The sequence below is a fragment of the Streptomyces sp. G45 genome, from assembly GCF_049542095.1.
GTDB lineage: Bacteria > Actinomycetota > Actinomycetes > Streptomycetales > Streptomycetaceae > Streptomyces.
Window position 1 is genome coordinate 1,748,936 of record NZ_JBMUZU010000001.1, and the last position, 11,956, is coordinate 1,760,891.

General features: G+C 75.3%; 10 protein-coding genes and 1 pseudogene. 5 read left to right on the top strand and 6 right to left on the bottom strand.

Annotated features, from left to right (window positions below):
• The first annotated feature begins 181 nt into the window (after nt 1-181).
• Entirely contained in the window at nt 182-1,156 is a 975-nt protein-coding gene (locus tag ACOBQU_RS06930; protein ID WP_423625010.1) for a phosphatase PAP2 family protein, read from the top strand.
• On the top strand, nt 1,153-2,082 hold the full coding sequence (locus tag ACOBQU_RS06935) for a DMT family transporter (protein WP_423625011.1): 930 nt from the start codon (nt 1,153-1,155) through the stop codon (nt 2,080-2,082). The genes ACOBQU_RS06930 and ACOBQU_RS06935 overlap by 4 nt, the downstream gene beginning before the upstream one ends.
• 98 nt (nt 2,083-2,180) lie before the next feature.
• On the opposite strand, the gene ACOBQU_RS06940 is transcribed toward ACOBQU_RS06935, so the two are convergent.
• The gene (locus tag ACOBQU_RS06940; protein ID WP_423625012.1) at nt 2,181-3,041 is read right to left on the bottom strand and encodes a phospholipid scramblase-related protein; all 861 of its coding nucleotides are present in this window, start codon (nt 3,039-3,041) and stop codon (nt 2,181-2,183) included.
• A gap of 374 nt (nt 3,042-3,415) precedes the next feature.
• Nucleotides 3,416-6,016: a valine--tRNA ligase gene (valS, locus tag ACOBQU_RS06945; protein WP_423625013.1), complete on the bottom strand. Its 2,601-nt coding sequence runs from the start codon at nt 6,014-6,016 to the stop codon at nt 3,416-3,418.
• 188 nt (nt 6,017-6,204) lie between these two features.
• Here valS and ACOBQU_RS06950 point away from each other — a divergent pair, with 188 nt between their 5' ends.
• The 3 genes and pseudogenes from ACOBQU_RS06950 (at nt 6,205) to ACOBQU_RS06960 (ending at nt 8,541) form a co-directional block, all read left to right on the top strand.
• Entirely contained in the window at nt 6,205-7,125 is a 921-nt protein-coding gene (locus ACOBQU_RS06950) for an NADP-dependent oxidoreductase (protein WP_423634304.1), read from the top strand.
• A gap of 182 nt (nt 7,126-7,307) precedes the next feature.
• Nucleotides 7,308-8,042 carry a GNAT family N-acetyltransferase gene (locus ACOBQU_RS06955; protein ID WP_423634306.1) on the top strand — a complete coding sequence of 245 codons (735 nt, stop codon included), beginning with the start codon at nt 7,308-7,310 and terminating at the stop codon, nt 8,040-8,042.
• A pseudogene (locus ACOBQU_RS06960) lies at nt 8,039-8,541 on the top strand (FBP domain-containing protein). The gene ACOBQU_RS06955 and the pseudogene ACOBQU_RS06960 overlap by 4 nt, the downstream one beginning before the upstream one ends.
• A gap of 25 nt (nt 8,542-8,566) precedes the next feature.
• Here the strand turns inward: ACOBQU_RS06960 and ACOBQU_RS06965 are convergent.
• From ACOBQU_RS06965 to ACOBQU_RS06980, 4 genes are all read right to left on the bottom strand, one after another.
• Complete coding sequence (locus tag ACOBQU_RS06965; RefSeq protein WP_423625014.1) at nt 8,567-8,983, bottom strand: (2Fe-2S) ferredoxin domain-containing protein; 417 nt, start codon at nt 8,981-8,983, stop codon at nt 8,567-8,569.
• A 113-nt stretch (nt 8,984-9,096) separates the two neighbouring features.
• Nucleotides 9,097-10,440 (bottom strand): 6-phospho-beta-glucosidase, encoded by a 1,344-nt coding sequence (locus ACOBQU_RS06970; protein ID WP_423625015.1) that lies wholly within the window; start codon nt 10,438-10,440, stop codon nt 9,097-9,099.
• Nucleotides 10,441-10,496: 56 nt separating this feature from the next.
• The gene (locus ACOBQU_RS06975) at nt 10,497-10,994 is read right to left on the bottom strand and encodes a thioesterase family protein (protein ID WP_423625016.1); all 498 of its coding nucleotides are present in this window, start codon (nt 10,992-10,994) and stop codon (nt 10,497-10,499) included.
• The gene (locus tag ACOBQU_RS06980) at nt 10,991-11,956 is read right to left on the bottom strand and encodes a 3-hydroxyacyl-CoA dehydrogenase NAD-binding domain-containing protein (protein WP_423625017.1); all 966 of its coding nucleotides are present in this window, start codon (nt 11,954-11,956) and stop codon (nt 10,991-10,993) included. The genes ACOBQU_RS06975 and ACOBQU_RS06980 overlap by 4 nt, the downstream gene beginning before the upstream one ends.

An 11,956-nucleotide genomic window follows, 5' to 3' on the forward strand; every position in this document is an offset into this window, starting at 1 on the left:
TCTCCTCGATGCGGCGGCCCGACCGGCCACGCCTACCGATACGCCAGTGTACCGGTACGCTGACGTATCGGTACGCGACCGTATCGGTACAATGGCGTTTCGATGTGTGCCAGGAGGCGTGGTGTGCCAGGAGGCGTGCGTCGGCGCACCAACCCAGTCGTCACGTAAAGGGGCCGGGGGCATGAAGACCCGCGTATCCCGAGCAGCCCGCGCAGACCGGAGCGGGCCTGCCGAACAGGAGCCGGAGATAGCCTCCGGGCCGCCGGGAGCACCCTCCGCGCACCCGGACGCGCCCCCCGGCACGGGCGCCGACACCTCCCGCGGCCGGGCCCGGTCCGGTCGGCCGCCGCTGGTCCGCGAGCTGCTGCTGGTCGCCGGGCTCTTCCTCGTGTACAAGTTCGGCCGCCAGCTCGCCAACGGGCACACGGGCGAGGCGTTCCGCAACGCGCACCGCGTGTGGGACGCCGAGCGCGCCCTGCGCCTGCCCGGCGAGGGCAGCGTCCAGGACGCGCTGCTGAGCAGCGACACCCTCGTCCACGTCGCGAACACCTACTACGCGACCGTGCACTTCCCGGCGACGCTGCTGTTCCTGGTGTGGCTGTACGCGCGCCGCCCCCGGCACTACGTCTGGGCCCGGCGGATCCTGGCCGCCCTGACGGCGGTCGCGCTGCTGCTCCACCTCGGCTTCCCGCTGGCGCCGCCGCGCCTGCTCGCCGCCGCGCACCTCGTGGACACGGCGCAGGTGTACGGACCCTCGGTGTACGCCGCGAAGCCCGCGACCGACTCGATGGCCAACCAGTTCGCGGCCATGCCGTCCCTGCACTTCGGCTGGGCGCTGATGGTGGCGATCGGCCTGATCGCGGCGACCGGCTCCCGGTGGCGCTGGCTGTGGCTGCTGCACCCGCTGGTCACGCTCGTGGTCATCGTCGGCACCGCCAACCACTACTGGCTCGACGCGCTCGTGGCGGCCGCGCTGCTCGGGATCGCGCTCGCGGTCCTCCGCCCGCCCCGCCCGGCGCGCCCGGCGCACTCCCTGGTCGTGCGCCGCTCGACACCGGCGCCCACCGCGCCACCCGCACCCCCTGCGCCATCTGCGCCATCTGCGCCCTCCGTGCCTTCCGTGCCCGAACCGGTCGCGTCCGGGGCCCAGCGGTGAGCGCCCCGCTGCTCGCCGTGGCGCTCTCGCTCGTCTCGGCCGCCGCGTACGCCGCCGCGGCCGTCGCCCAGGAGCGCCTCGCGGCCCGGGTGGCGGGCACCGGACGCCGGATGCTGCGGCTGCTCGCCAGCGGGGCGTGGTGGGCGTCCGTCGGGCTCAACGCGGCGGCGGCGCTGCTGCACGTGGCGGCGCTCAAGTACGGCCCGCTCACCCTGGTGCAGCCGCTCGGCGCGCTCACCCTGGTGGCCGCCGTGCCACTGGGCGCGCGCCTGGCCGGGCGCCGGGTCACGCGCCTGGAGTGGCGCGGCACGGGGCTCACCCTCATCGGCCTGGGCGCCCTGCTGCTCACCGCGACGGGACCCGCGCCGGACGACGTCCTGTCGCTGCCGGAGGCCGTGACGGTCGCCGCGGTCACGGCCGCGGTCATCGGCCTCCTCTCCCGGCCCGGCACCCGCCCCGGGCTGCGGCACGCGACCGCGTCCGGCTTCGCCTCGGGCGTCGCCTCCGCCCTCACGCAGACGGTGACGGTCGCGGCGACCGACCGCTCGGGGCCGCTGCTCAGCGCGCAGGTCGTGGTGGTGGCGCTGCTCGTCGCGGCGTTCGCCGTCGGGGGCCTGCTGCTGTCCCAGACGGCCTACCGGGGCGGCCTCGGCGCGCCCCTCGCCGTCGTCACCCTCGCCAACCCCGTCGCCGCGGCGGCCATCGGCGTCGCCCTGCTCGGCGAGCGGCTGCGGGGCGGGGCCGGTGGGGTGTGCGCCGCCGTCGTGGGCGCGCTGGTCGCCTCCTACGGAGTGGTGCTGCTCAGCCGCTCCTCCCGGCTCGCGCCCGCTGCCGCGGCGCCCTCCGCCTCCGGCACCCTGGCCTCGATCCCCGGCCAGCCGGGGGCCGCGCCCGCGGAGCGGACGGTGCCCGCCCGGTCGTGCTGAACGCGTGCCTCCGCGCGGTTGTACGGCGACGGCCGCGCCCCTGGCCAGGGGCGCGGCCGTCGCCGTACGCGGACGCCGGTCCCGTGGCGTCGTGGTGCTCAGCCGAGGCCGCGGGAGTCCTGCTTCAGGGCCGTGTCGACCGTGAGGGCCGTCGCCACGACCAGGCTCAGGAGCGGGTCCGGGAGCTGGTAGTGGATCTGGAGGACGTAGTTGTCCGCCGTGGTGAACAGGGTCTTGGCCAGGCCCTCCCAGGTCTTCGTGATCCGGGCCACCTCGTTGTCGGTGTGGTCCACGATCGAGAAGTTCCAGGCGCGCCAGTTCTCCGCCTTGATCGCGCCGACCTGCTGGCCGTTCACCATCATGCCGAAGTTGATCTTGCCGATGACGTTCTGCTGGACGATCTCGCCGACCGGCTGCCCGTCCGGGCGCTCCACGATGACCCGCGACTTCATGAACTTCCGCGGCCGGGTCAGGACGAGCTGCGGCTGACCGTGGGCGTCGCGGATCTCCAGGCGGTGCGTCATGAACTGGTCGACGCTCGCCACGAAGCGGGCGACCTTCTTCAGGGTGCTCTGGCCGACCTGCACGACCGAGCCGATCGCGCTGCCCGACTGGTCCATGACGCTGTACTCGTTGGTCAGCTCGATGAGCTTGGCCTTCTGGTTCACCACCAGGACCGGCTCGGTGAACAGCGTGCCGCCGCCCTGCGCGGTCGGCGCGACTCCGGCCTGCTGCTGCACCTGGCGCTGGACCTTCGCCGGGTCCGCCACGGGGGCCGCCTGCGGCGGCACGGCGGGCGGTGCCTGCTCCTGGACGGCTGCCGCCGCCGGAGCCTGCGCGCCCTGCGGGGCCTGGCTGGTGTGCTCGGTCCACTGGGAACCGTCCCACCAGCGGAGGAGCTGCGCTGCGCCCTGGGGGTCGGGGTACCAGCCCGCAGGGGTGTTCGATTGGGTTGTCACCCGCCGCACCTTACCTGGCGGGGGCGCCCTGGACTGCCCCCTCGGCGCTGCGCGCCCCGCCCTCACTCGCCGGGCGGGCTGCCGTCCTGTGCCCTCGCCGTCGTCGGCTCTCCGCTTTCGGCGCTGCGCGCCTCGTCCTCAAGCGCCGGACAGGCTGGTTCTTGCCTTCTCACCGTCATCGGCTCTCCGTGATCCGCCGCTTCGCGGCGGATGTTCCCGCCCACCCGCCCCCTCCGGGCGGCGGGTGGGCGGGGAAAACCGAGCCCGCCCGGCGTTTGAGGGCGAGCGCGCCAGCGCGACAGATCAAGCCCGTCCGGCGTTTGAGGACGAGCCGCGGAGCGGCGATCGAAGCGGGGTGCCAGGGGCAGCCGCCCCTAGTTCGGGAAGGGGCGGGTCTGGGGCGCCCCCGCGAGGGTGACTCGCGTGCTGAGGGGGCCGGGCGCCTCGTGGAGGGTGAGGGTGGTCACTCGGCCCGCGGCGCGGACGTCGGCCCGGGCGAGGGCGACGCGGTCGAGGTCCGCGCGGGAGCCCTGGACCACGGCCTCCCCCACCTCCGCCCGCATCGACAGCTTCGCCAGCGACTTCGCCTTGCGGACGGCCGCGATGACCTCGGCCGCCGCCCCCAGCACGGCGGCGTCCGCGCCGGGAGCCCGCAGGGCGTCGGCCGACGGCCACGCCGCCCGGTGGACCGACCCTGTCGCGTACCAGGACCAGACCTCCTCGGTGACGAACGGCAGGACCGGCGCGAAGAGGCGGACCACCGTGTCGAGGGCGGTGGCCAGCGCCGCCCGCGCCGAGTCGCGGCCCTCCGCGCCGCCGTGGTCGCCGTAGGCGCGGGCCTTGACCAGCTCCACGTAGTCGTCGCAGAAGGTCCAGAAGAACCGCTCGGTGCGGGCGAGCGCCCGGGCGTAGTCGAAGTCCTCGTACGCGGCCGTGGCCTCCTCGACCGTCGCGGCGAGGTCGGCGAGCAGCGCGCGGTCGAGCGGCTCGGTGGCCGCGTCGGCCGTCCCCGGGGCGCCGCCGAGGCCGAGCACGAACGTGCCGACGTTCAGCAGCTTCGTCGCGAGGCGGCGGCCGATCCGCATCTGGCCGGTGTCGAACGCCGTGTCGGTGCCGGGGCGCCCGCTCGCCGCCCAGTAGCGCACCGCGTCGGAGCCGTACTGGGCGAGCAGGTCCGTGGGCGTGACCGCGTTGCCCCGGGACTTGGACATCTTCTTGCGGTCGGGGTCGAGGATCCAGCCGGAGATCGCCGCGTGCCGCCACGGCAGCGTCCCGTGTCCGACGTGGGCGCGCACGGTCGTCGAGAACAGCCAGGTGCGGATGATCTCGTGGGCCTGGGGGCGCAGGTCCATCGGGAAGACGCTCGCGAACAGCTCCGGGTCGGTGAGCTGCCGCCCCGCGATCTGCGGGGTGAGCGACGACGTGGCCCAGGTGTCCATGACGTCGGGGTCGCCGGTGAAGCCGTGCGGCTCGCCCCGCTGGTCCTCCGCGTACCCGGGCGGCGCCTCGGAGCTGGGGTCGACCGGCAGCGCGGACGCGTCGGGCACGATCGGGCGGGAGTGGTCGGGGCTGCCGTCGGCGTCCAGGGGGTACCACAGCGGGATGGGGACGCCGAAGAAGCGCTGGCGGCTGATCAGCCAGTCGGCGTTGAGCCCGCCGACCCAGGTGTCGTAGCGGACCCGCATGTGCGGCGGATGCCAGCGCAGCTCCTCGCCGCGGGCGAGGAGTTCGGCGCGCAGGCGCTCGTCGCGGCCGCCGTTGCGCAGGTACCACTGGCGGGTGGTGACGATCTCCAGGGGCTTGTCGCCCTTCTCGTAGAACTTCACCGCGTGCGTGACGGGCCGCGGCTCGCCGTGCAGTTCGCCGCTGGCGCGCAGCGCGTCGACGACGCGCTCGCGCGCGGTGTGGGCCGTCGCGCCCACGAGGCGGGCGTACGCCGCGCGGGCCTCCTCGGTGTCGAGGCCGCTCGGCGGCTCGGCGAGGAAGCGGCCGCCCCAGCCGATGACGGGCCGGGTGGCGAGCCGCAGTTCGCGCCACCAGACCACGTCCGTGGTGTCGCCGAACGTGCAGACCATGGCGATGCCGGTGCCCTTGTCGGGCGCCGCCAGGCGGTGGGCGACGACGGGCACCTCGACGCCGAACAGCGGGGTGCGGACCGTCGTGCCGAACAGGTCCCGGTAGCGCTCGTCGTCGGGGTGCGCGACCAGCGCCACGCACGCGGGCAGCAGCTCCGGGCGGGTCGTCTCGATCAGGACCGTGCGGCCGTCGGGGCCGTGGAAGCCGAGGCGGTGGTACGCGGCCGGGCGCTCGCGGTCCTCCAGCTCCGCCTGCGCGACCGCCGTGCGGAACGTGACGTCCCACAGCGTGGGCGCCTCCGCGAGGTAGGCGTCGCCGCGCGCGAGGTCGTCGAGGAAGGCGCGCTGCGACGTGGCGCGGGCCCGCGCGTCGATCGTCTGGTACGTACGGCTCCAGTCGACCGACAGGCCGAGCGTGCGCCACAGCTCCTCGAAGGCCCGCTCGTCCTCGACGGTGAGGCGCTCGCACAGCTCGACGAAGTTCCGGCGGGAGATCGGCAGCTGCCGCTTGCCGGGCTCCTGCGGCGGCGTGAAGTCCGGGTCGTAGGGCAGCGCCGGGTCGCAGCGGACGCCGTAGTGGTTCTGGACCCGGCGCTCGGTCGGCAGGCCGTTGTCGTCCCAGCCCATCGGGTAGAAGACGTTCTTGCCGCGCATGCGCTGGTAGCGGGCGATCGCGTCGGTGTGCGTGTACGAGAAGACGTGGCCGACGTGCAGGGAGCCGCTGACCGTGGGGGGCGGGGTGTCGATGGAGAAGACCGTGTTCCGCGGGCCCCCGCGGGCGGCGGGCTCGTCGAAGGCGTATACGCCGTTCTCTTCCCACCGCCGGGACCAGGTGGCTTCCAGCCCGGTGAGGGTGGGCTTGTCCGGAGGGCCGCCGCTGGGGCGGTGGGTGCGGGTCATGCCGCATGCTAGCGGGGACGGAGCTGGGCGTTCACCCGTTTTTCGGGCGGTTCCGCGGGGCGCCCGCCCGCCACCTCGCGAGGGAACGTTGCCGCCTCGTGAACTCTTCGCCCGGGACGGAATGCGGGCGGGGAGCGACGCCTTGAGATCCCGTGAAGAGGGATCTTCAGGAGGAGAGCGAGGAGCACATGGCCAAGGCGTACGTCTACACCCGGCACGGCGGCCCCGAGGTGGAGGCCCTGATTGACCGGGACGTCCCGGAGCCGGGCCCGGGCCAGCTGCTGATCGCCGTGCGGGCGGCGGGCGTCAACCCCGTGGACCACAAGCTGCGCAGCGGCTACCGCAGGCCCGGGCAGGCCCCCGCCGAGCTGCCGGAGGTCCTCGGCAGCGAGGCCGCGGGCGTGGTCGAGCGGGTCGGCCCCGACGTGGAGGGGTTCGCGGTCGGCGACGCGGTGTTCGGGTCGACGCTCACCGGCGGGTACGCCACGCACACGCTGCTGCCCGCGGCGATCGCCGCGCACAAGCCGGACGGCCTGTCCTTCGCGGAGGCCGCCGCGCTGCCCGTCGCCGCCGCGACCGCGTACGACGGCATCCGCCAGCTCGCGCTGCCCGCCGGATCGACCCTGCTGATCACGGGTGTCGGCGGTGGCGTGGGCGGCTACGCGGCCCGGCTCGCCCTGCACGAGGGCGTCCGGGTCGTCGGCACGGCGAGCGCCGCCAAGAAGGACTACGTCACCTCGCTCGGCGTCACGCACGTGGAGTCGGGCCCCGGCCTGGTGGAGCGGGTGCGCGCGGCGGCGCCGGACGGCGTGGACGCCGTGTTCGACCTCGTCGGCGGCGACCACCTGCGGACCGTCGCGGAGCTGGTCGCCGACCGCGCCAGGCTCATCACGGCGGGCGGCAAGCAGATCGTGGACGAGCTCGGCGGCTCCGCCGTGGCGCGGGCGCGGACGGCGGCGGTGCTCGACGCGGTGGGCGCGCTCGCCGCCGCCGACGTGCTGCGGCCGCACATCACGGCCACGTACCCGCTGGAGCGGGCCGGTGAGGCGCTGCGCGCCGTCGAGGAGGGGCACGCCCTCGGCAAGATCGTGATCGAGGTCGGGGCGTGATCGAGCAGACCGCGCCGATCACGCGGGACGGGCAGGTCGCACAGGACGGGCGGACCACGCGGGACCGGCACCTCGCACAGGATGGGCTGGCCGCTCAGGAAGCGCGCTCCGGGCGCGCCGGGCCGGGCGAACGGTTCGCCCCCGCGGGCGGCCCGGACGCCGTCACCACGGCGGCCCACCCGCTGGACAACCCCGGATACGCCTCCCTGACCGGCCCGCACGCCCACCTCGCCGAGCGGCGCGGGCGGATCGTGCGCTACCCCGCCGACGTCTCGCCGTGGCTCGGCCTGCCCGACCGTCCGGACGCCGGGGACTGGGCGGACCTGCGCGCGCTGTTCGCGCCCGGCGAGGAGATACCGCTGCCCGGCGTCACGGCGGCGGTGCCCGACGGCTGGGAGTACACGGCCGACGTGGCGGGCGTGCAGCTCGTCGACGACGGGATACCGGCGGCGCCGGACGCCGAGGCCGTGCGGCTCGGCCCGGACGACGTGCCCGAGATGCTGGACCTGGTCGCGCGCACCCGGCCCGGCCCGTTCCGGGCCCGCACCGTGGAGCTGGGCACCTATCTGGGCCTGCGGCACGAGGGCGCCCTCGTCGCGATGGCCGGGGAGCGGCTGCACCCGCCGGGCTGGACGGAGATCAGCGCGGTCTGCACCGACCCGGCGCACCGCGGCCGGGGGCTCGCCCGGCGGCTCGTCCTGGCCGTCGCGTACGGCATCAGGGAGCGCGGCGAGACGCCGTTCCTGCACACGGGGGCGCACAACACCGGCGCGATCCGGCTGTACGAGTCGCTCGGCTTCCGGCTGCGCCGCCCAATCCCGTTCCGGGCCGCGCGGGCGGCGGGCGCTCAGGGGGCGGGGCCCGCCAGTAAATGGGACGACGCAGGTCAGGGGGCGTTGATAGCTTCCGGACCATGAATCCCTTGGGCGAGAAAGACATCCGCAACGCGTTCGTGAACTGTTCCAAGGGCGAGGCCCGTCGGCTCACGCTGCCCACCGGGTTCGCCAAGACCCCCTGGGCCGACCTGGACTTCCTGGGCTGGCGCGACCCGAAGGCCCCGGAGCGGGGGTACATCGTGGCGGAGCGCGACGGCGGCCTTGTCGGCGTCGCGCTGCGCGCCTCCACGGGCGTGAAGCGCGCCGCGCTGAAGTCCAGCATCTGCTCGGTGTGCGTGACGCCCCAGACGGGCAGCGGCATCGCGCTGCTCGTCGCGCCCCGCGCGGGCGAGGCGGGGCGGCAGGGCAACTCGGTGGGGGTGTACGTGTGCGCGGACCTCGCCTGCTCCCTGTACGTGCGGGGAAGAGGACGCCCACGCTGACGCGCCGCCTGGAGGAGAGCCTCACCCTGGAGGAGCAGCACGCGCGCACGCTGCGCAATCTGCACGGCTTCGTGGACCAGGTGCTCGGGGCGGCGTGACGCCGTCGCCGGGCGTACCCGGCCGCTAGCCCTGGCGCGGTTCGACGAGTTGCAGCGTCAGCGCGGCGGGCGGCTCCGCGAGGCCGGGGCCGCCCGCGTCGGCCCACGCGAGGATCTCGTCCACCGAGGCGTCGTCGAGGGTGAAGCCCACCCACGCCGGGCGGCCGCCGTTCAGCCTGCCCTGCCGGGACGGCTGCACGACCACGACGTTGGCCTGGCCGCAGGGCCCGAGGCAGTCGCTGGTGCGGACCGCGAACCGCCCGCCGGACCGCTCCGCCGCGGCCCGCAGCCGCGCCAGCTGCCCGGCGTGGTCGGTGCCGGGGTGCTTGACCGCGTCGCCGCAGCAGCAGCCCCGGCAGACGACCAGGGTGCAGGGGCGGGCAGCCGACGACGGGGGCGACGGGGGCGGCGGCGGAGACGACGGGGACGGCACGGCACGCATTCCGTGATCATGTCAGGCGGCCGCCGTGTCGCGACAGGGTGTCCCGCGTCACTTCGAGGGGCGCGGGCCCGGGCCACGGCACCCGGCTCACCCGGCCGCCCGGGGCGGGGGCCTCAGTTCAGGTACGCCAGCCCCGGGTGCGCGGCCCGGTAGCCGTCCACCAGGCGGCGGGCCACCGACACCGAGTCGACCAGCGGGTGCAGCGCGAACGCCTTCACGGCCGTCGCGCGCGACCCGCTCTCCGCCGCGGCCAGCACCTCGCGCTCGACCGCCTTGACCGCGCAGACCAGGCCGGTGGCGTGTGCGGGCAGCGGGGCGACGGACACCGGGCGCGCGCCGCCCGCGTCGACCAGGCAGGGCACCTCGATGACCGCGTCCGCGTCGAGGACCGACAGGGTGGTGCGGTTGCGGACGTTGAGGATCAGCGTGGTCCGCTCGTCGTGGGCGATGGCCCGCATCAGGGCCAGCGCGACCCCTTCGTAGCCGCCGGACTCCAGGTCCTCCGGGGCGCGCTCCCCGGCGCCCGCGGCCTCGCGGCTCGCCGCCATGTACGTGGCCTCGCGCTCCGCGCGGGTCGCGTCCCAGGCGGGGAAGGCGGGCGCGTCGGGGTGGTCGCGCAGCGTGTCGTAGAAGCGGGCCTGCTGGTCGTGCAGGAACGCGCCGCGGGTGCGCTCGGCCCGCTGGTAGGCGGCGACGGTCTCGCGGTTGAAGTAGTAGTAGTGCAGGTACTCGTTGGGGATGGCGCCGAGCGACTGGAGCCAGTCGGCGCCGAACAGCTTGCCCTCCTCGAAGGAGCCGAGCAGGTCGCGGTCGGCGAGCAGCGCGGGCAGCAGGTCGCGCCCGTCGACCTCGAGGCCGCGCAGCCAGCCCAGGTGGTTCAGGCCCACGTAGTCGAGCCAGGCCCGGCCGGGCGCCACGCCGAGCAGCCCCGCGACGCGGCGGCCGAGGCCGACCGGGGAGTCGCAGATGCCGATGGCGCGGTCGCCGATGTGCCGGGACATCGCCTCGGTGACCAGGCCCGCGGGGTTGGTGAAGTTGATGACCCACGCGTCGGGCGCGAGCCGCTTGACGCGCCGGGCGATGTCGACGGCCACGGGCACGGTCCGCAGTCCGTACGCGATGCCGCCCGCGCCGACGGTCTCCTGGCCGAGGACGCCCTCGGCGAGCGCGACGCGCTCGTCCGCGGCGCGCCCGGCGAGCCCGCCGACGCGGATCGCGGAGAACACGAAGTCGGCGCCGCGCAGCGCCTCGTCGAGGTCCGTGGTGACCCGCACCGCCGGGGCGTCGGGCACCCCGGCGGCCTGGTCGGCGAGGACCCGCGCGATCGCGTCCAGGCGCCCGGCGTCCACGTCGTGCAGGACCACTTCGGTGACCCGCCCCTCGGCGCGGTCGCCGAGCAGCGCCCGGTAGACGAGAGGGACGCGGAAACCGCCGCCACCGAGGATGACGAGCCGCACGGGTGCACCACCTTGTCGCTGTAGACCGCTACGAGAACCGCTCTGCGCGGCCCACGTTACGTGGACCTGACCTCCGTGATCGAACGGCCCGCCCACCGCGGGGCCGCCTCCGTGAGGGCCGCGAGGCGGGCGCGGACCGCGTCGGGGAAGGGCGTGGAGCGGCCCGCGCCCTGGTCGACGTGGAGCGCGAGCAGTTCGGTGGTGGCCACCGGCGGGCCGCTCGCGCCGCTGTCCGCCGCGGGGAGCGCGTACATCTCGTGCGTGAAGCGGGCCTTCTTCGCGTCGACGCCGAGGACGCGGGTGCGCACGGCGAGTTCGGTGCCCTCGGCCACGTCGTTCAGATAGCGGACGTGGGCCTCGACCGTGTACAGGGAGCAGCCGGTCGCGGTCCGGTAGGCGGCGTCCAGGCCCGTGGCGTCCATCAGGGCGTCGGTGGCGTACCCGAAGACCAGGACGTAGAAGGCCTCGCTCATGTGGCCGTTGTAGTCGATCCACTCGGGGCGGACGGTCTCCCGGAACAGGGGCAGGCCGGGGCCCGGCGCGGGCAGGCTCACGCGCGCCCCTCCCGCTGTCCGGGCAGCCGTCCGGTGGCGCGCAGCACGTCGATGACGCCCTGGTCGCGCTCGGCGACGAGGTCGGCGATGGTGCGCCCGGCGGCGGCCTCGTCGCATCCGGCGACGACGGCGTCGTACAGCTCCTTGTCGAGTTCGGGGGCTTCGAGGCGGGTCCAGGGGGACTTCAGGGAGGGGCCGAAGTGGTCGAGCATATGCGCCATGCCGCCCTCGCCGCCCGCGAGCGCGAAGGTGAGCATGGGGCCCATGAACGCCCAGCGCAGGCCGGGCCCTTCGGTGATGGAGGCGTCGATCTCGCGCACGGTGGCCTCGCCGTTGGCGACCATGTGCAGCGCCTCGCGCCACAGGGCCTCCTGGAGGCGGTTGGCGATGAAGCCGGGGACCTCGCGGTCCATGGTGATGACGGATTTGCCCGCGGCTTCGTAGAAGCGCGCCGCCCAGCCGACCGCGTCGGCGGTGGTGTGCTCGCCGCCGACGACCTCCACGAGCGGGATCAGATAGGGCGGGTTGAAGGGGTGGCCGACGACGAGGCGGCCGGGGTCGGCGGCCTGGGTCTGCATGTCGGTCATGGGGAAGCCGGAGGTGGAGGAGGCGATGACGACGCCCGGGGGCGCGGCCGCGTCGAGGCGGGCCAGCAGGTCCCGCTTGAGCTCCAGCTTCTCGGGCGCGCTCTCCTGGACGAACTGGGCGTCGGCGACGGCCTCTTCGAGGGTGGCGGTGACGGTGAGGCGGTCGCGCGAGGCGCCGTCGGCGAGGCCGAGCCGGGTGAGCGCGGGCCAGGCGGCGTCCACGAGGCGGCGCAGCCGTGCCTCGGCGTCGGGGGCGGGGTCCCAGGCGGTGACGTCGTAGCCGCGGGCGAGGAAGTGGGCGGCCCAGCCGCCGCCGATGACACCGGCGCCGACGCAGGCGACGCGGCGTACGTCCTCGGGGGTGGTCGTGGTCAT

What these genes read in the sequence shown, in the direction of transcription:
- ACOBQU_RS06930 (WP_423625010.1), top strand. Translation starts at nt 182, where the DNA reads ATGAAGACCCGCGTATCCCGAGCAGCCCGCGCAGACCGGAGCGGGCCT.
- valS (WP_423625013.1), bottom strand. Translation starts at nt 6,016, where the DNA reads ATGACCCGCACCCACCGCCCCAGCGGCGGCCCTCCGGACAAGCCCACC.
- ACOBQU_RS06950 (WP_423634304.1), top strand. Translation starts at nt 6,205, where the DNA reads ATGGCCAAGGCGTACGTCTACACCCGGCACGGCGGCCCCGAGGTGGAG.
- ACOBQU_RS06965 (WP_423625014.1), bottom strand. Translation starts at nt 8,983, where the DNA reads ATGCGTGCCGTGCCGTCCCCGTCGTCTCCGCCGCCGCCCCCGTCGCCC.
- ACOBQU_RS06980 (WP_423625017.1), bottom strand. Translation starts at nt 11,956, where the DNA reads ATGACCACGACCACCCCCGAGGACGTACGCCGCGTCGCCTGCGTCGGC.